This is a genomic window from Pseudomonas sp. Z2-11 (assembly GCF_054161305.1).
In genome coordinates this window covers 687,653-705,443 of sequence record NZ_CP096395.1, presented here as the reverse complement: position 1 = coordinate 705,443, position 17,791 = coordinate 687,653, and the positions used below count along the sequence as shown (strand labels likewise).

16 protein-coding genes are annotated in these 17,791 nt (G+C 60.7%); 15 read left to right on the top strand and 1 reads right to left on the bottom strand.

Translation table 11 applies throughout. The features are described from left to right. Nucleotides 1–17 precede the first annotated feature (17 nt). From M1E16_RS03025 to M1E16_RS02960, 14 genes are all read left to right on the top strand, one after another. Nucleotides 18–1,964 carry a methyl-accepting chemotaxis protein gene (locus M1E16_RS03025; protein WP_434699388.1) on the top strand — a complete coding sequence of 649 codons (1,947 nt, stop codon included), beginning with the start codon at nucleotides 18–20 and terminating at the stop codon, nucleotides 1,962–1,964. 143 nt (nucleotides 1,965–2,107) lie between these two features. Beyond that, on the top strand, nucleotides 2,108–2,572 hold the full coding sequence (locus M1E16_RS03020) for a polymorphic toxin type 44 domain-containing protein (RefSeq protein ID WP_458129170.1): 465 nt from the start codon (nucleotides 2,108–2,110) through the stop codon (nucleotides 2,570–2,572). Then, on the top strand, nucleotides 2,550–3,002 hold the full coding sequence (locus M1E16_RS03015) for a hypothetical protein (protein WP_458129169.1): 453 nt from the start codon (nucleotides 2,550–2,552) through the stop codon (nucleotides 3,000–3,002). Before M1E16_RS03020 ends, M1E16_RS03015 begins: the two co-directional genes overlap by 23 nt. A gap of 197 nt (nucleotides 3,003–3,199) precedes the next feature. Continuing rightward, nucleotides 3,200–3,652, top strand: coding sequence for a type II 3-dehydroquinate dehydratase (gene aroQ, locus M1E16_RS03010; protein ID WP_305497076.1), 453 nt, complete (start codon nucleotides 3,200–3,202; stop codon nucleotides 3,650–3,652). 48 nt (nucleotides 3,653–3,700) lie between these two features. Next, a complete protein-coding gene (gene accB / locus M1E16_RS03005; RefSeq protein ID WP_053118072.1) occupies nucleotides 3,701–4,165 on the top strand; it encodes an acetyl-CoA carboxylase biotin carboxyl carrier protein in 465 nt (154 codons plus the stop codon). A 17-nt stretch (nucleotides 4,166–4,182) separates the two neighbouring features. Then, nucleotides 4,183–5,541 carry an acetyl-CoA carboxylase biotin carboxylase subunit gene (gene accC / locus M1E16_RS03000; protein ID WP_007971365.1) on the top strand — a complete coding sequence of 453 codons (1,359 nt, stop codon included), beginning with the start codon at nucleotides 4,183–4,185 and terminating at the stop codon, nucleotides 5,539–5,541. Nucleotides 5,542–5,772: 231 nt separating this feature from the next. After that, a complete protein-coding gene (gene prmA, locus M1E16_RS02995) occupies nucleotides 5,773–6,651 on the top strand; it encodes a 50S ribosomal protein L11 methyltransferase (protein WP_458129168.1) in 879 nt (292 codons plus the stop codon). A 30-nt stretch (nucleotides 6,652–6,681) separates the two neighbouring features. Further along, nucleotides 6,682–7,911, top strand: a complete 1,230-nt coding sequence (locus tag M1E16_RS02990) for a DUF3426 domain-containing protein (protein WP_458129167.1) — start codon at nucleotides 6,682–6,684, stop codon at nucleotides 7,909–7,911. Nucleotides 7,912–8,095: 184 nt separating this feature from the next. Then, nucleotides 8,096–9,103: a tRNA dihydrouridine synthase DusB gene (gene dusB, locus M1E16_RS02985; RefSeq protein ID WP_434569938.1), complete on the top strand. Its 1,008-nt coding sequence runs from the start codon at nucleotides 8,096–8,098 to the stop codon at nucleotides 9,101–9,103. Then, nucleotides 9,100–9,420, top strand: coding sequence for a DNA-binding transcriptional regulator Fis (fis, locus tag M1E16_RS02980; protein WP_025211617.1), 321 nt, complete (start codon nucleotides 9,100–9,102; stop codon nucleotides 9,418–9,420). The genes dusB and fis overlap by 4 nt, the downstream gene beginning before the upstream one ends. A gap of 83 nt (nucleotides 9,421–9,503) precedes the next feature. Beyond that, the gene (gene purH, locus M1E16_RS02975; protein WP_458129166.1) at nucleotides 9,504–11,111 is read left to right on the top strand and encodes a bifunctional phosphoribosylaminoimidazolecarboxamide formyltransferase/IMP cyclohydrolase; all 1,608 of its coding nucleotides are present in this window, start codon (nucleotides 9,504–9,506) and stop codon (nucleotides 11,109–11,111) included. Between the two features lie 148 nt (nucleotides 11,112–11,259). Then, nucleotides 11,260–12,555 (top strand): phosphoribosylamine--glycine ligase, encoded by a 1,296-nt coding sequence (gene purD, locus M1E16_RS02970; protein WP_458129165.1) that lies wholly within the window; start codon nucleotides 11,260–11,262, stop codon nucleotides 12,553–12,555. 99 nt (nucleotides 12,556–12,654) lie between these two features. Further along, entirely contained in the window at nucleotides 12,655–15,429 is a 2,775-nt protein-coding gene (locus M1E16_RS02965; RefSeq protein ID WP_458129164.1) for a response regulator, read from the top strand. A 62-nt stretch (nucleotides 15,430–15,491) separates the two neighbouring features. Beyond that, nucleotides 15,492–16,088, top strand: a complete 597-nt coding sequence (locus M1E16_RS02960) for a MarC family protein (RefSeq protein WP_039593516.1) — start codon at nucleotides 15,492–15,494, stop codon at nucleotides 16,086–16,088. A 4-nt stretch (nucleotides 16,089–16,092) separates the two neighbouring features. Here the strand turns inward: M1E16_RS02960 and M1E16_RS02955 are convergent, their stop codons facing one another. Beyond that, a complete protein-coding gene (locus tag M1E16_RS02955; protein ID WP_458129163.1) occupies nucleotides 16,093–16,914 on the bottom strand; it encodes a hypothetical protein in 822 nt (273 codons plus the stop codon). A 226-nt stretch (nucleotides 16,915–17,140) separates the two neighbouring features. Here M1E16_RS02955 and M1E16_RS02950 point away from each other — a divergent pair, with 226 nt between their 5' ends. After that, nucleotides 17,141–17,788 (top strand): hypothetical protein, encoded by a 648-nt coding sequence (locus M1E16_RS02950; RefSeq protein ID WP_458129162.1) that lies wholly within the window; start codon nucleotides 17,141–17,143, stop codon nucleotides 17,786–17,788. The last annotated feature ends 3 nt before the right edge of the window (nucleotides 17,789–17,791 follow it).

Below are 17,791 nucleotides of genomic sequence, written 5' to 3'. Positions count from 1 at the left end.
CCCCCGGTAGACCCTTGATGCGCCTGAAGCTGCTGACCAACCTCAACACTGTTCTTTTAGTTGCCGTATGCCTTGGCCTCGGCGCCACCCTATGGTGGTCGCAGATTGCCTTGGAGCGTCCTTATCTGCTGATGGAACGCTACCTGGGCCTGTCGCGGCAGTTCCAGGGCGAAGTGGCGCGCAACATCGAAGATTACCTGGCCAGCGGCGACGCCTTGCGCCTCAGCGCAGCCACCCAGGCCCTGGAAACCCTGCAAAAAGATCTGGACCAGTTCCCGCCGGACCTGGCCAGGACGCTAAGCCCGAGCCTGTCGAACCTTGACGGTTTCAGCAAGACCGACCTGCTGGCCGCCGGCAAACTGGCGGCTGATCCACAGGCCCTGTTGTTGCAGGCTGAACGTGAGCTGAGCGCCAGCCTGGACCAACTTGCCCAGTACGCCAACGGCGCGCCGGCTTATCTGCCGCCGCTGTTTGCTGCCTCACAGCATTTGGGCCGGTTGTCCCTCGCCCGGGACAAACTGGTCAGCAGCGGCCGCAGTGAACTCGCCGCCGATGTCGAACGGGAACTGGCCAACGTCCGCACCCAGGCCCAGCAACTGAACAGTCTGCCGCTGCTCGGCGTCACCGCCAGCAACGAATCGGGCAGCGATGACTTCGCCGCGTTGATGGGTCTGGAAACCGAGGAAAAGGCCGCCGCCGAAGACGCCGGGATTGCCCTCAAGCGCGAACTCAACAGCCTGCTCGGGCGTTATCCCGCGGAACTGGCGCGCACGCGCGAACTGATCCAGAAACGCACCGAGCTGGCCGATGCCACGCACTTGAAAACCACCGATGTGCAACAGGCAATCGACGCCATGGAGCCTGCGGTCCGTGCCCAACATGGGCAGATCCAGGGCGAAGTACGGGTCATCCAAGGGGTGATGATCGGTCTGATTCTGCTGATCGCCCTTCTTATCGATACCTTGCAGCGACGCCTGGCCCGGACCTTGACCCGCCTGGCGCCGGCCCTTTCCACTTGGGCCGAAGGCGATTTCAGTGGCGATATCCGTGTCGGCGCCAGCAACCGTGAATTGCAGGACATCGAAGCCTCGCTCAATCGCCTGCGCGCCTATCTGGTGGATCTGGTCGGTACCATCCGCCTGAACGCCGAACAGGTGGCCGGCAGCAGCCGGACCCTGGCCGAGCTCAGTGGCGAATTGCATAGCGGTGCCGAAGACCAGGCCGGTGACACGGCATTGATCCGCGACTCCCTCAGTGAGCTCGAAGCGACCATCCAGCAAGTGGCCGGCGATGCCAGCCAGGCCGCGGATGCCAGTCGCAGTGCGGGCCATGCCGTGGAGCAAGGCCAGAAAGTGATCGGCATGAGCCTCGCCGGCTTGCACTCGCTCGTCGGCGAAGTGCAGGGCAATGCGCAAATGATCGAACAGCTGGCTGAGGAGTCGGCGACCATCGGCGGCGTGCTGACCGTCATCCGCTCGATTGCCGACCAGACCAACCTGTTGGCCCTCAATGCCGCCATCGAAGCCGCCCGCGCCGGGGAAATGGGCCGCGGCTTTGCGGTTGTGGCCGAGGAGGTCCGCTCCCTGGCCCAACGCACCGCAGGCGCCACGGCCGAGATCCAGGCGCTGATTGCCCGTTTGCAGCAGGCTGCACGCCAGTCCGTGGAAGGCATGCGCGCCCAGGTCGAACACGCCGAAGCCACCGCCAGCCAGGCCCAGGCGGCCGATGGTGCACTGGATAAAATCGTCGAGGCGATCCAGACCATCGCCGATACGGCGGTGCGCATCGCCGATGTCACCGCCCAGCAAAGCGGCGCCGTCAGCGAAATCCGCGATCACAGCGAGCGGATCCACCAACTGGGCGGGGATAACCTGCAGCGCATCGGCCAGGGCCGGGAACAGGGCGACAACCTGCTGCTCCTGGGCGGGCGGTTGCACACGGCGGTGCAGGCGTTCCGGGTGTGATTTCAGAAGCCCACTGAACCTGTGGCGAGGGAGCTTGCTCCCGCTGGGTCGCGCATCTGCCGTAGAACCCGTCAGCGTTTCTTTCGATGCGCCATGTTGAAAGTCACAGGGCTCCTTGGGCGGGCCCTGATAGGCGTTGTCGCATGAAAAAGGTTACGGATTTTTTAACAGCCCCCCTCATGCTAGGCTCCCGGCCCTTCAAGAAATTGCAAAAGGAACATGCAATGAGGGTACCTTCGTCGCCACCCGGTGTTTCTGTCGAGGAAAACATGGCCGTGGCACACCATAAGAAAAATGTTCTGAAAGCCGGATCGGCTTTTATCTACTCTTGGTTTTATACCCAAGTGAGAAATCGTGGCCCTTGGGACTACAAGAAACTATCCGCGGAATATGAAGCCTTCGGAAATTTCAACTACGGCGCCACCGGAACCGCAGCAGGGTTCAGCGAAGACGTTCTTTTACGGGCAGCAGGTCTGGCCCAAAGTCGAGCAGGAACGACCACGGCAGAATTCGGGACATGGTGGGGGCAAGCCCCTTTCGGCGACGATCCGGGAGATCAGCGATGGATCAAGGAAGGGGTAAAATATGCCAAATTCAGAAACTACTAAAAAACCTGCCCTTCTCGCTGTCTTGTGCACAGTGCTTGCCCTCGCGCTGGCTTACACCAGTTGGACGTGCTTTTTCCGTCAAAATACGCCTGAGTTGACAGAGGTCGTATTACGAAAGCCCTTGTCCCAGGATGCATTTATCTACGGCGTAAAGGATGAGCGTGGCGGAGCGACGGTTCCTTTCAGTTACCGCTACTACGTCTATCGGACCCTGGCAGCGGACGGTGACATACTTTCCGAACTGAAAACCGCGACGCCATTTCTTGTCACTCGGGATGATTCGGTAACCATAGACACTCAGGAACAGACGATTACGGTATTGGTTGACAAGGAGATCTACGCCTACCACAGCAATACCCTCTACCGAAACGCCGATGACGAAGACTACACGGCGGTGAGTATTTATTTGCATTCTGGTCCAGCTGAGTAAAGGGAGCGAGCCAGCTCGCTCCCACAGATGTGGCGCAGTATTCCGATCGTGAGTGACCGAATCCAGATACATGGTCACAAACTTCGCGCAAACATCGGTCAACGTGCCGGCTATTGCCGGGAACTGGACAGTCACAAAGACTTTGCGGCATAGTCTCCGGGTTCTGACACCTGCTCACAGACAACAAGGAACAGCAGATGGCGACCCTTCTGGTCCTGCACGGACCCAACCTGAACCTGCTGGGCACCCGTGAACCGGGCGTCTATGGCGCCGTGACACTGGCCCAGATCAACCAGGACCTGGAGCAACGGGCCCGTAGCGCCGGCCATCATTTGCTCTACCTGCAAAGCAATGCCGAATATGAATTGATCGACCGCATCCATGCCGCGCGCGGCGAAGGCGTGGATTTCATTCTGATCAATCCCGCGGCTTTTACACATACGAGCGTCGCATTACGTGACGCGCTGCTGGCAGTGAGCATCCCATTCATCGAAGTGCATTTGTCCAACGTGCACAAACGCGAACCTTTCCGCCATCACTCCTACTTCTCCGATGTAGCAGTAGGCGTGATCTGCGGCCTTGGCGCCAGCGGTTACCGACTGGCCCTGGAGGCCGCTCTAGAGCAGCTTGAAAAACAGGCAACAGCTTGAACAACAAGCGTTAAACGCCCCTGACCGACCCTTGGGAGTTGATGATTCATGGATATCCGTAAAGTTAAGAAACTGATCGAATTGCTGGAAGAGTCCGGCATCGACGAGCTCGAGATCAAGGAAGGCGAAGAGTCCGTACGCATCAGCCGCCACAGCAAGACCCCGGCCCAGCAGTTCTATGCACCGGCACCGATGCAAGCGCCAGCCGCTGCACCTGCTCCGGCAGCTGCGCCAGTTGCCGCCGCGGCACCTGCCGCACCGGCCGCGCCGACGCTGAACGGCACCGTTGCTCGCTCGCCGATGGTGGGCACGTTCTATCGCAAGTCTTCCCCGAGCTCGCCGTCCTTCGTTGAAGTTGGCCAGACCGTGAAGAAAGGCGACACCCTGTGCATCGTCGAAGCCATGAAGATGATGAACCACATCGAAGCTGAAACCAGCGGTGTGATCGAGTCCATCCTCGTCGAAGACGGCCAGCCGGTTGAGTACGACCAACCGCTGTTCACCATCGTTTGAACCGCGGAGAGCCTTTGATGACTGCGAAGTTGGAAAAAGTTCTGATCGCTAACCGCGGTGAGATCGCCCTGCGGATTCTGCGTGCCTGCAAAGAGATGGGCATCAAGACCGTCGCCGTTTACTCCAAGGCCGACAAAGAACTGATGCACCTGGGCCTGGCGGATGAATCCGTCTGCATCGGTCCGGCGTCGGCTGCGCACTCCTACCTGCACATCCCGGCGATCATCGCCGCCGCCGAAGTGACCGGCGCTACCGCCATTCACCCTGGCTACGGTTTCCTCGCGGAAAACGCCGACTTCGCCGAACAGGTGGAAAACTCCGGTTTTGCCTTCATCGGTCCGAAAGCCGAAACCATTCGCCTGATGGGCGACAAGGTCTCGGCCAAGCACGCCATGATCGCTGCCGGCGTGCCAACCGTTCCGGGCTCCGACGGCCCGCTGCCTGAAGACGAAGAAACCGCCTTGCGCATCGGTCGCGAAGTCGGCTATCCGGTGATCATCAAGGCCGCTGGCGGCGGTGGTGGTCGCGGCATGCGTGTGGTGCACAAGGAAGAGGACCTGATTTCCTCGGCAAAACTGACCCGCTCCGAAGCAGGCGCGGCGTTCGGCAACCCGATGGTCTATCTGGAAAAATTCCTCACCAACCCACGTCACGTCGAGGTCCAGGTACTGTCCGACGGCCAAGGCCAGGCGATTCATCTCGGCGACCGCGATTGCTCGCTGCAGCGTCGTCACCAGAAGGTCCTCGAAGAAGCGCCGGCACCAGGCATCGACGAGCAGGCTCGCCAGGAAGTCCTGGCCCGCTGCGTCAAGGCCTGCATCGATATCGGTTACCGCGGCGCGGGTACTTTCGAGTTCCTGTATGAGAACGGTCGTTTCTACTTCATCGAAATGAACACCCGCGTTCAGGTGGAGCATCCGGTTTCGGAAATGGTCACCGGTATCGACATCGTCAAGGAGATGCTCAGCATCGCCGCTGGCAACAAGCTGTCGTTCACTCAGGATGACGTGGTCATCCGCGGTCATGCGCTGGAATGCCGGATCAACGCCGAAGACCCGAAAACCTTCATGCCAAGCCCAGGCACGGTCAAGCATTTCCATGCCCCGGGCGGCAACGGCGTTCGCGTCGATTCGCACCTGTACAGCGGTTATGCCGTTCCGCCGAACTACGACTCGTTGATCGGCAAGCTGATCACTTACGGGGCAACCCGCGACGAAGCCATGGCGCGCATGCGCAATGCGCTGGACGAGATCGTGGTGGACGGGATCAAGACCAACATCCCGCTGCACCGCGACCTCACCCGCGACGAAGGCTTCTGCAAAGGGGGCGTGAACATTCACTACCTCGAGCACAAGCTGGCTGGCGAGAAGCACTAAGCTTCAACCCGCACCAGACAAAGCCGCCTTCGGGCGGCTTTGTCGTTTCTGCAGGTTTCGTAAACTCTGTGGGAGCGAGCCTGCTCGCGAAAGCGATGTCAGTTGACATCAATGTGACTGACAGACCGCTTTCGCGAGCAAGCTCGCTCCCACAAAAGCCTTGCGCTCGCGTAAACTTGCGCGCTTCGCTGGCCGCTAGGCTGCAATCATCATTTTCCAAAGGTGCCCGCCATGCCTTGGCTGCAAGTACGTCTGGCCATCAGCCCGGAACAAGCCGAAACCTATGAAGACGCCTTTCTTGAAGTTGGCGCCGTTTCGGTCACCTTCATGGATGCCGAAGACCAGCCGATCTTCGAGCCGGAACTCAACACTACCCCGCTGTGGTCTCACACCCACCTGCTGGCCCTGTTCGAGGGTGGCACCGAAGCCACCAGCGTGCTTGCTCACCTGGAGCTGCTGACCGGCGGCCCGCTACCCGAGCACCACAGCGAAGTGATCGAGGACCAGGATTGGGAACGCAGCTGGATGGACAACTTCCAACCGATGCGCTTCGGCCAGCGCTTGTGGATCGTGCCGAGCTGGCATGCCGCACCGGAGCCGGAAGCGGTCAACCTGCTGCTGGACCCGGGCCTGGCGTTCGGCACCGGCACCCACCCGACCACCGCGCTGTGCCTGGAGTGGCTCGACGGCCAGGACCTGAAGGACTGCCACGTACTGGACTTCGGCTGCGGTTCGGGGATCCTGGCCATTGCCGCGCTGTTGCTGGGCGCCAAGGAAGCGGTCGGCACCGATATTGATGTCCAGGCCCTGGAAGCGTCCCGCGACAACGCCGGACGCAACAACATTGCCGAAGCACTTTTCCCGCTGTATCTGCCCCAAGACCTGCCCCAAGTACAAGCCGACGTACTGGTGGCCAACATCCTCGCCGGCCCGCTGGTGTCGCTGGCACCGCAGCTGTCCAGCCTGGTCAAGCCGGGCGGACGCCTGGCGCTGTCGGGCATCCTGGCGGAACAGGGCGAAGAAGTCGCCGCCGCCTATGCGGGGAATTTCGACCTGGACCCGATTGCCAATCGCGATGGCTGGGTGCGCATCACTGGACGTCGGCGCTAGAATGGCCGCCTGTATCGACCGGATTGCCGCATGACCGACAGCTTCGTCACCCAGTGCCCGCATTGCCACACCAGTTTTCGTGTCAGCCATGCTCAATTGAGCGTGGCACGCGGGGTGGTTCGCTGCGGCTCGTGCCTGCAGGTGTTCAACGCCGCGCGACAATTGCTCGAGCAGCGCACGGCCAAGACCGTTGCGCCCCCACTCGCGCCTCTCGCCGCACCAGCCGTCGATACACCGCCGCCCCGCGCCATCAGCCAGAAACAATGGAGCGCCGCCGAGCTCGACCTCGATGACCTGGACAAGGAGCTGGCGCGTCTGGAGCGCCTCGAAAAGCGCGCCCCGGACAGCTTTGGCCGGCGTCGCGAAGACAACCTGAGCGCCCAGCGCGAGCAACTTCCGCAGGAGCAGGAAGCCTGGTCCGACAGCCTCTATAGCGAAGCCCCCGGCGAGCGCGCCGAAGGCGCTCTGCAAATGCCGGTCGAGCCGTTCGAGCCTCATGAGCCCGCCCGGCCGCCACGGACCGAACCTTCCTTGTCCCTGCCCCTTGAGCCCCTGGAGCCGGACGACGAACCCGTCGCCCCGCTCAGCCTCACGCCGGACGACGAGCCGCACGAACACCTTGAGCGCCTGTCCGCCACCGACGACCTGGATGACGAACCGGAGCCTGCGGCAACGCCGCGCAAGAAGCGCGAGCGCCATGAGCCGGGGATACGCGCCGAAGCCCTGCAGGACCTGGACGATGATCCATTGCAACTGGACTGGCGCAAACGCCGCTCGCCCTGGGGCCGTCGCCTGCTCTGGAGCCTGTTGATATTGCTCGGCGCGGCAGCGCTGGCCGGCCAGTACATCGCCTACCATTTCGAAGAACTGGCCCGCCAGGACCAGTACCGTCCGTGGTTCCTGCAAGTCTGCCCGGTCATTGGCTGCGATGTCCCGTCGAAGGTCGACATCGCCAAGATCAAGAGCAGCAACCTGGTGGTGCGCAGCCATCCGGAATTCAGCGGCGCCCTGGTGGTGGATGCGATCATCTACAATCGCGCGCCCTTCTCCCAGCCGTTCCCGCTGCTGGAGTTGCGTTTTGCCGACCTCAACGGTCACCTGATCGCCAGCCGTCGCTTCAAGCCAGGCGAGTACCTGGGCGGCGATCTCGAAGGCCGGGGGGAAATGCCGCCGCAGACGCCGATCCATATCGCCCTGGATATCCTCGATCCAGGGCCGAAAGCGGTGAACTACAGCCTGAGCTTTCATTCACCCGAATGAAGCCGCCAGGGCCGATTGATTGACGGCAGCTTTCTGACTCGACCCACCCAGACCAAACCGCTGGCGATAACAGAATAGCTGTTCAGATTTTATCCAATTCGACCTTTATCCAGTCATCGAGAGCGGGTATCATGCCAACCCTTTTTCGAAGTCTCATGATCCGGCCCCACTTCAGGGAAGTCCTATGTCGGCGGTACGCATCGGCCCATATACATTGCAGAACGGTCTGGTCCTCGCCCCGATGGCGGGCGTTACCGATCAGCCCTTTCGTCAGTTGTGCAAACGATTGGGCGCCGGTCTCGTGGTCTCGGAAATGGTCACCAGCGACATGAGTCTGTGGAACACCCGCAAATCGCGTCTGCGCATGATCCACGAAGGCGATCCCGAGCCCCGCTCGGTACAGATCGCCGGTGGCGACGCACAGATGCTGGCGGAGGCGGCCCGGGCGAACGTCGAGCTGGGGGCGCAGATCATTGACATCAACATGGGCTGCCCGGCGAAGAAGGTCTGTAACAAGGCCGCAGGCTCGGCGCTGTTGAAGGATGAAGCACTGGTCACCGAGATCCTGCAGGCGGTTGTCGCCGCAGTCGATGTGCCGGTGACCCTGAAGATCCGCACCGGCTGGGACCGGGACAACAAGAACGGCCTGACGGTGGCGAAGATCGCCGAACAGGCAGGTATCACGGCGCTGGCGGTGCATGGCCGCACCCGTGCCGACCTGTACACCGGCGAAGCCGAGTACGACACCATTGCCGCGATCAAGCAGGCGGTGTCCATTCCGGTGTTTGCCAACGGCGATGTCGATTCGCCCGAAAAGGCCCGGTACGTGCTGGACGCGACCGGTGCCGACGGCCTGTTGATCGGCCGGGCCGCCCAGGGGCGGCCATGGATTTTTCGTGAGATCGAACATTTCCTGCGCACCGGCGAAAAGCTCGCTGCGCCGCAATTGTCCGAGGTGGAACGTATTCTGCTAGAGCATCTGGCCGCGCTGCACGCCTTCTATGGCGAAGTCATGGGCGTACGCATCGCTCGCAAGCATGTGGGCTGGTATCTCGCAACCCTGCCGGGCGCCAGGGAGTTTCGCGCCCGTTTCAATCGTTTGGATGGTACGCAAGCACAATGCGCCGACGTTCAGGCGTTTTTCGCCGAACGTTACAAGAGCCTGACAGGGGACGAAGGGGTGGCCGCATGACGATGATGACCGAGACTTTAGTGAGTGGAATAACACCCGTGAGCGACAACGTGAATTTGAAACAGCACCTCAACACGCCCAGCGAAGAAGGCCAGACCCTTCGCGGGAGCGTCGAGAAGGCGCTGCACAATTATTTCGCCCACCTTGAGGGCGCTGCCGTCACGGATGTGTACAACCTGGTGCTTTCCGAAGTCGAGGCGCCGCTGCTCGAGAGCGTGATGAACTACGTCAAGGGCAACCAGACCAAGGCCAGTGAGCTGCTGGGCCTGAACCGCGGCACCCTGCGCAAGAAACTCAAGCAGTACGATCTGCTGTAAGCATTCAATCAAACCAGAAAGGCGCCCGCGTAAAAAACGGTCGCCTTTTTTGCTGACTTCCCTTGCTTTTGATGGAAATTGAAATGACCGACCAGACCACCCGCCTGCCGATCCGCCGCGCCTTGATCAGCGTCTCCGACAAGACCGGGATCCTTGAATTCGCCCGCGAGCTGCAACAGCTGGGCGTCGAGATTCTCTCGACCGGCGGGACCTTCAAGTTGCTGCAGGACAACGGCGTCGCCGCAGTGGAAGTTGCGGACTACACCGGCTTCGCGGAAATGATGGACGGTCGGGTCAAGACCTTGCACCCGAAGATCCACGGCGGGATCCTCGGTCGTCGCGGCATCGATGACGCCATCATGAACGAACACGGCATCAAGCCGATCGATCTGGTGGCGGTCAACCTTTACCCGTTCGAAGCAACCATCAACAAGCCCGGCTGCGACCTGCCGGCCGCCATCGAGAACATCGACATCGGTGGCCCGACCATGGTCCGCTCGGCGGCCAAGAACCATAAGGACGTGGCCATTGTCGTCAATGCCAGCGACTACGCCGGCGTCCTGGAAAACCTCAAGGCCGGTGGCCTGACGTACGCCCAGCGCTTCGATCTGATGCTCAAGGCCTTCGAACACACCGCCGCCTACGACGGCATGATCGCCAACTACATGGGCACCGTGAACCAGGCGGCCGAGACCCTGGGCACCGAAGGCCGCAGCGAATTCCCGCGCACCTTCAACACCCAGTTCGTCAAGGCCCAGGAAATGCGCTACGGCGAGAACCCGCACCAGAGCGCGGCGTTCTACGTGGAAGCCAAGCCAGCCGAAGTCGGCATCGCCACCGCGACCCAATTGCAGGGCAAGGAACTGTCGTTCAACAACGTGGCCGACACCGACGCCGCGCTGGAATGCGTGAAAAGCTTCGTCAAGCCAGCCTGCGTGATCGTCAAGCACGCCAACCCATGCGGCGTCGCGGTAAGCCCGGACGCCGAGGGCGGCATCCGCCAGGCCTACGAACTGGCCTACGCCACCGATACCGAGTCGGCCTTCGGCGGCATCATCGCCTTCAACCGCGAGCTGGACGCCGAGACCGCCAAGGCCATCGTCGAGCGCCAGTTCGTCGAAGTGATCATTGCCCCTTCCGTCAGTGAAGAAGCCCGCGCCATTGTTGCCGCCAAGGCCAACGTTCGCCTGCTGGCCTGTGGTCAGTGGTCGGCCGACCGCGCGCCGGCCTGGGACTACAAGCGCGTCAATGGCGGCCTGCTGGTCCAGAGCCGCGATATCGGCATGATCGGCAGCGAGGACCTCAAGGTCGTGACCCAGCGCGCGCCGAGCGAGCAGGAAATCAACGACCTGATCTTCGCCTGGAAAGTCGCCAAGTACGTCAAGTCCAACGCCATCGTCTACGCCAAGAACCGCCAGACCATCGGTGTCGGCGCCGGCCAGATGAGCCGCGTCAACTCGGCTCGCATCGCTGCGATCAAGGCTGAGCACGCCGGTTTGCAGGTTCTGGGCGCCGTCATGGCCTCCGATGCGTTCTTCCCGTTCCGCGATGGCATCGACAACGCGGCCAAGGTCGGCATTACGGCGGTGATCCAGCCGGGTGGTTCGATGCGTGACGCTGAAGTGATTGCCGCGGCTGATGAAGCCGGAATCGCGATGGTCTTCACGGGCATGCGCCACTTCCGTCACTGATCCAACCTGATCGAAATGTGGGAGCGAGCCTGCTCGCGAATGCAATCTACCAGCGACGTTGATGTTGCCTGATACACCGCTTTCGCGAGCAGGCTCGCTCCCACATGAAGCGCTCCAGCAGCGCCTTACAGAATTTGAGGTTTTTGAAATGAATGTTTTGATCATTGGCAGCGGTGGCCGTGAACACGCCCTGGCCTGGAAAGTGGCTCAGGATCCGCGCGTGCAGAAGGTCTTTGTCGCACCGGGCAATGCCGGCACCGCCATCGAAGCCAAGTGCGAAAACGTTGCCATCGACGTGCTGGCCCTGGAACAACTGGCCGACTTCGCCGAGAAGAACGTCTCGCTGACTATCGTCGGCCCGGAAGTGCCGCTGGTCGCTGGCGTGGTCGACCTGTTCCGCTCTCGCGGCCTGGACTGCTTCGGCCCGACCGCCGGAGCCGCACAGCTGGAAGGTTCGAAAGCGTTTACCAAGGATTTCCTGGCGCGTCACAAGATCCCGACCGCCGACTACCAGAACTTCACCGAAATCGAACCGGCACTGGCTTACCTGCGCGAAAAAGGCGCACCGATCGTGATCAAGGCCGACGGCCTGGCCGCCGGCAAAGGCGTGATCGTTGCCATGACCCTGGTCGAAGCCGAAGATGCGGTGCGTGACATGCTCGCCGGCAACGCCTTTGGTGACGCCGGATCGCGGGTTGTCATCGAAGAATTCCTCGATGGCGAGGAAGCCAGTTTCATCGTCATGGTCGACGGCAAGAATGTCTTGCCGATGGCCACCAGTCAGGACCACAAACGTGTCGGCGACGGCGACAGCGGCCCGAACACCGGCGGCATGGGCGCCTACTCCCCCGCTCCGGTAGTCACCGCCGAGGTACACCAGCGCGTGATGGACCAGGTGATCTGGCCGACCGTGCGCGGCATGGCCGAGGAAGGCAACGTCTACACCGGTTTCCTCTACGCTGGCCTGATGATCGACAAGGCAGGCAACCCGAAAGTCATCGAATTCAACTGCCGTTTCGGCGATCCTGAGACCCAGCCGGTGATGCTGCGCCTGCAATCGAGCCTGGTGCTGCTGGTCGAAGCGGCCCTGGCCCAGGCGCTGGACAAGGTTGAAGCCCAATGGGATCCGCGTCCAAGCGTTGGCGTAGTGTTGGCGGCGGGTGGATATCCAGGCGACTATGCCAAGGGCAGCGCCATCAAGGGCCTGGACGCCGCCGCGCAATTGGAAGGCAAGGTGTTCCACGCTGGCACGGCATTGAAGGATGGACAGGTGGTCACCGCCGGTGGTCGCGTGCTTTGCGCCACGGCCATGGGCGCCAGTGTCGATGTGGCCCAGCAGCAGGCCTACCGGCTTGCCGCGCAGATTGATTGGGAAGGTTGCTTCTACCGCAACGACATTGGCTACCGAGCCATTGCCCGTGAGCGTGGCGAAAACCAGGAATAACCCGGCCGTTCAGCCAGGCAGAGGGCCATGGCCCTTGCCTGGCTGCCGGGGCGCCGCGCATAGTTATAATCTGGCATCAACCTATGAAGGGATTTCGCCGTGCGCTGGCTCAGGATTGCCATAGGCTTCACCGTTACCCTGCTGACACTGCTCTGCATGTTCCCGGCCCAGGCCGCGCCAGGCAGTGGCTGGGCGATATTGCTCGACGAACAGGGTAACCTGAAGCTGAGCGACATCCGCTCTGCCCGCTACACCAATCAATTCAGCCCGATAGACCTGGACCACCTCAAGGCGGCCGAACCCGGCGGAGCGTTATGGCTGCGTTTCCGGCTGGCGCCTGACCGGCATGAACAGATTCTGCGCATCTTTGCCCCAGACCTGTCGCGCCTGAATCTTTATGTGCTGGACGGCGATACGCTGATTGATCAACAGATCAGTGGCAATGCCTCGCCAGATACCGGACAGTCCGCTCCCAGCAGTGATCTCATGCTGGCACTCCCGCGCAGCGACAAGCCCCTCGACGTCTACCTGCGATTGGCCTCACGGTACGAACTGCGCCCCTACGTCACATTGCAACCGGCCATAACGGCGGCGGCCAACCAGAACCAGACGCTGATCTACGGCCTGCTGTTCGGCTGCATCGCCATGTTGATCCTGCACAACCTCACCCGTTACGCCTATACCCGCTCGCGCAGTTGCCTGTGGCTGGCAGCCTGTGAAGGGTTGCTGATGCTCAGCCTGATCCTGTTGCTGAACCTGGCCGGGGCCTGGCTGCCTGACTGGCCGGCGATCCAGACGCCAGGAGCGTACCTGGCGCTGTTGCTGACTGCGCCCTGCGGCTTGATGTTCGCTTTTCGTTTCTTCGCGCCGCTGGGCGAGCATCCGCTGAACCGGCTGCTGGTGGGGGAAATCGTCTTCATTGTGCTATGCAGCCTGCTGCTGCTGTTCGTCAACACGCTGCCGCTCAACGCCATCACCTATGCACTGGTGGCGCTGGCCGGGCTGAGCATGTTGTTCGTCAGCGCCTGGCACTGGCAGAAAGGCTACCGCCCGGCACGCCTGTTCGTCGCCGCCATGGTGGTGTTCAACCTCGGCACGCTGATCATCCTCCCGGCCTTGCAAGGGCTGACGGAAGTCGCACCGCAAGGCCTGATCGTCACGCTGCTGGTCTTCATCTGCATCAGCGGCCTGTTGATGAGCGTCGCGCTGGGCGAACGCCAGCGGTCGATCAACGAGAGCCGCTTCAGCATCAGCCGCGACCTGGCGGCAAGCAACGCCGAAATCAACGCCAAGGCCGAGTTCCTGGCCAAGATCAGTCATGAGATCCGCACCCCCATGAACGGCGTGCTGGGCATGACCGAGTTGCTGCTGGGCACGCCATTGTCGGTCAAGCAGCGTGACTACGTGCAGACGATCCACAGCGCGGGCAACGAACTGCTCACACTGATCAACGAAATCCTCGATATATCCCGTCTCGAGTCGGGCCAGATCGAGCTGGACGATGTGCAATTCGACCTGAATGCGCTGATCGAGGACTGCCTGAGCATCTTCCGCGCCAAGGCTGAACAGCAGAATGTCGAGCTGATCAGTTTTATCCAGCCCCAGGTGCCACGCGTCATCAGTGGTGATCCGACGCGGCTGCGCCAGGCCCTGCTGAGCCTGCTGGAAAATGCCCTGAAGAAAACCGACGAGGGCGAAGTGCTGATCGTCGTCGCCCTTGATGAACGCAGCAACCAGCCACGCCTGCGTATCGCGGTGCAGGACAGCGGTTCGCCCATGGACGCCGAGGAGCGCGACACGCTGATGCACGCCGAGCTGCACAGCAAGAACTTTCTCTCCGCCACGCGGCTGGGGGGCAACCTGGGCCTGGTCATCGCCCGCCAGTTGATCATGCTGATGCATGGCGAATTCGGCATCAAGAGTGGAAGCAGCCAGGGCAGCACCTTGTGGCTGACCTTGCCACTGGACCCTGACCGCCTCGAACACCCGACTTCCGATCTCGACAGCCCGCTGCAAGGGGCGCGGGTATTGGTCGTCGACGACAACGACACCTGCCGCAAAGTACTGGTGCAACAGTGCAGCGCCTGGGGCCTGAACGTCAGCGCGGTCCCGTCGGGCAAGGAAGCCCTGGCGCTGCTGCGCACCAAGGCGCACCTGCGCGATTATTTCGACGTGGTGCTGCTGGACCAGAACATGCCCGGCATGACCGGTATGCAATTGGCGGCCAAGATCAAGGAAGACCCGAGCCTGAACCACGACATCCTGTTGATCATGCTCACCGGCATCAGCAACGCGCCGAGCAAGATCGTGGCGCGCAACAGTGGCGTCAAGCGCATCCTCGCCAAACCGGTCGCCGGTTATACGCTCAAGACCACCCTCGCGGACGAACTCAACCAGCGCAACAAAGGCCAGGCCCCGACTGCACCGGTGAATGCCGGCCCTCTGCTGCCGGTGAAAGTGCCCAGCGACTTTCGTATTCTGGTAGCCGAAGACAACAGCATCTCCACCAAAGTCATCCGCGGCATGCTTGGCAAGCTCAACCTGCAACCCGATACCGCCAGCAATGGCGAAGAAGCCCTCAAGGCCATGAAGGAGCAGCGCTACGACCTGGTCCTGATGGATTGCGAGATGCCGATACTCGACGGTTTTTCCGCCACCCAGCAGTTACGCGCCTGGGAAGTCGGCAACCAACGGACCCGCACCCCGGTGGTCGCGCTGACGGCGCACATCCTGGCCGAACACAAGGAACGCGCACGTCAGGCCGGGATGGACGGGCATATGGCCAAGCCGGTGGAGCTGTCGCAGTTGCGCGAGCTGATCGAGCATTGGGTGGCCCAGCGCGACCAACAGAACCGTACGGCGCAGACGTCCTGAGCCGACAGGCACCAAAACCCCTGATAGACTCCCGTCGTCCTCCTCCGCCTTGAGCCTCTACCATGCTCCATGTGCTGTTCAGCGTTTACCTGAAAATGCTGGTGCTTTATAGCCCGTTCTTCGTGCTGTCGTGTTTTATCAGCCTGACCCGCGGCTATTCGCGCAAGGAGCAACGTCGGCTGGCCTGGAAGGTCGCGACCGCGACGCTGGTATCCAGCGTATTGCTCTATCTGTTCGGGCGGGTCATCTTCAGCGTGTTCGGCATCACCGTGGATGCATTCCGTATCGGCGCCGGCAGCGTGCTGTTCATATCGGCGCTGGGCATGGCCCAGGGCAAATCGGCGGTACAGACCGACAACGTCCAGCAGGACGTGACCATCGTCCCGCTGACCATTCCGTTGACCGTCGGCCCCGGCACCATCGGTGCCCTGCTGGTGATGGGCGTAAGCCAGCCGCACTGGGACGACAAGCTCATGGCGATCATCAGCATCGCCCTGGCCAGCTTCACCGTTGGGGTCGTGCTGTACCTGTCCAGCCGCATCGAGCGGATCCTCGGCGACCAGGGCCTGCAGATCGTCAGCCGCCTGATGGGGCTGTTTGTCTGCGCGCTGGCGGCGCAGATCATTTTTACCGGCGTAAAAGGGTATCTGGCCCCATAGCCATTTATCCGCGCTTGCGCCGGCTGAACCTTTTGCTCAATACCTCCTTGCGATATTTACCCAGATACTCCTCGATCTGCTCTCTGATTTCTTCATAGCGGGCGGGGTTGAAGGTTACGAACGACCTGCCACGGAAAAACTCCCGCGCCGAGGCCCGCCAGTTTACGAAAAGAACACCGCCTTCATTTGAAGAGCCGGATTGTTTTATCGAGGCGGCAGAAGCAATCAGCAGACCGTTGGACAGCTGCTCACAAGGAATGACGGACAAGCGCGCGCCCTCAAAAGTCTTCGCCTGGCTGTGGAAGAGGTTGATGGTCTTGTCGTCCTGCTTCAAACCATCGATCGTGGTCTCCACCACGGCCCCAAGCACCGTCGCTGCCGGGAAACCGGCCTTCACTCCATCAATGATTCCTTTGACGATATCCTTGATCACCAGATCCAGGTCTACCCGCACGGAACTTTCGGAATATCGGGTGTAGCCACTGTCGGGAACGAAACATCCAAGCTCCACCAGGCATCGAATGAACGCCTCGTACCACTCGCGAGAATTCTTGCCGGCGGGGACCTCATAATTGGCCTCCATGATCGCCATGGACATCAGATTTTCCATGATCGCCATGTTATTGAGCGACATGTTATTGCCATAACCCACCAGCGCATCGCCCAGCATCAGCGCATCCAGTTCCTTGGTGGGGTTGTCCTGCGACTGCACGACGGACCTGCGCACACGGATCCGGGTAGCAACCGACGCCTTGCGCCTGTTTATACGCGCGGTAATCGATTCCACACTTTTCGCAACACTGACTTCGCTTTCAAACTGATACATAAGCCCATCCTTAGTTAATTTATGACCGCTCCTGCGGACAAGCCTTAACTTAAATTACTGAACACTCACCAGCAACTAAAACTCGATGCTTAATATGTATCGCCCACACAACTCAAAGAAAGCCCACCAAAACATTCAGACTTCAAATTAACGCATAGCACACTTGCAACCTCACGCCCGCTGCATTGAAATAAAACAACACCCACAGCGACGTAGAGCATATTTCATGAGCCAACGACCCTTGATCGGCTTGGTAACAGGACCCAACTTATTTTCTTACATAGCTGCACTTTCCCAGCAAGACCACGATGACATTGCCGACTGCAACAATATCGCGACGCGATCAGCCGACCTTAGCGCTCGACGCTACGCGAACCCTGAGGCCTGGTTTCATGAATATGCTCGTACATTGGACTTTCTAGGTTGGTCGGTGCGTGGCGATACCATCTATACAAGCACACAACATATCGTTACGCGCTCCGTGGCGGAATTCTTGGTAGAAAGCGCCGAAACAATGAAGGACTCTTCGCAAGCCAATGCAATGATCGATACGCTAGACACACTGAAAATCAATAATCCGGCCCTGCTCTCTCTAGATACCGAGACTCGGGAGGGGCAGTCATTTCAGATCATCCCGGCGCGCTACGATTCACAGGGCAACCTCCATATTGCCTTGTTCAAACTCGAATTGGACGTCAAGGTAAGGAGGCGCAGCTTCTTGTTCTGGGACTGGGAAAAACACTCAGCAAAAATCATTCAACGCAAGGCGTATCTGAAGCTGAACAGAAGTGAACTGGATAGTAAACGGGCACTGGTTAAAAAGAAGATGGACGAGCAACTTGTCAGGCGGTTTACGTTACGAATGACCACCTGAGCG

Excerpts from the sequence above, each read along its gene's own strand:
- M1E16_RS03025 (WP_434699388.1), top strand. The coding sequence starts at position 18 with ATGCGCCTGAAGCTGCTGACCAACCTCAACACTGTTCTTTTAGTTGCC.
- M1E16_RS03020 (WP_458129170.1), top strand. The coding sequence starts at position 2,108 with ATGAAAAAGGTTACGGATTTTTTAACAGCCCCCCTCATGCTAGGCTCC.
- M1E16_RS03015 (WP_458129169.1), top strand. The coding sequence starts at position 2,550 with ATGCCAAATTCAGAAACTACTAAAAAACCTGCCCTTCTCGCTGTCTTG.
- aroQ (WP_305497076.1), top strand. The coding sequence starts at position 3,200 with ATGGCGACCCTTCTGGTCCTGCACGGACCCAACCTGAACCTGCTGGGC.
- accB (WP_053118072.1), top strand. The coding sequence starts at position 3,701 with ATGGATATCCGTAAAGTTAAGAAACTGATCGAATTGCTGGAAGAGTCC.
- accC (WP_007971365.1), top strand. The coding sequence starts at position 4,183 with ATGACTGCGAAGTTGGAAAAAGTTCTGATCGCTAACCGCGGTGAGATC.
- prmA (WP_458129168.1), top strand. The coding sequence starts at position 5,773 with ATGCCTTGGCTGCAAGTACGTCTGGCCATCAGCCCGGAACAAGCCGAA.
- M1E16_RS02990 (WP_458129167.1), top strand. The coding sequence starts at position 6,682 with ATGACCGACAGCTTCGTCACCCAGTGCCCGCATTGCCACACCAGTTTT.
- dusB (WP_434569938.1), top strand. The coding sequence starts at position 8,096 with ATGTCGGCGGTACGCATCGGCCCATATACATTGCAGAACGGTCTGGTC.
- fis (WP_025211617.1), top strand. The coding sequence starts at position 9,100 with ATGACGATGATGACCGAGACTTTAGTGAGTGGAATAACACCCGTGAGC.
- purH (WP_458129166.1), top strand. The coding sequence starts at position 9,504 with ATGACCGACCAGACCACCCGCCTGCCGATCCGCCGCGCCTTGATCAGC.
- purD (WP_458129165.1), top strand. The coding sequence starts at position 11,260 with ATGAATGTTTTGATCATTGGCAGCGGTGGCCGTGAACACGCCCTGGCC.
- M1E16_RS02960 (WP_039593516.1), top strand. The coding sequence starts at position 15,492 with ATGCTCCATGTGCTGTTCAGCGTTTACCTGAAAATGCTGGTGCTTTAT.
- M1E16_RS02955 (WP_458129163.1), bottom strand. The coding sequence starts at position 16,914 with ATGTATCAGTTTGAAAGCGAAGTCAGTGTTGCGAAAAGTGTGGAATCG.
- M1E16_RS02950 (WP_458129162.1), top strand. The coding sequence starts at position 17,141 with ATGAGCCAACGACCCTTGATCGGCTTGGTAACAGGACCCAACTTATTT.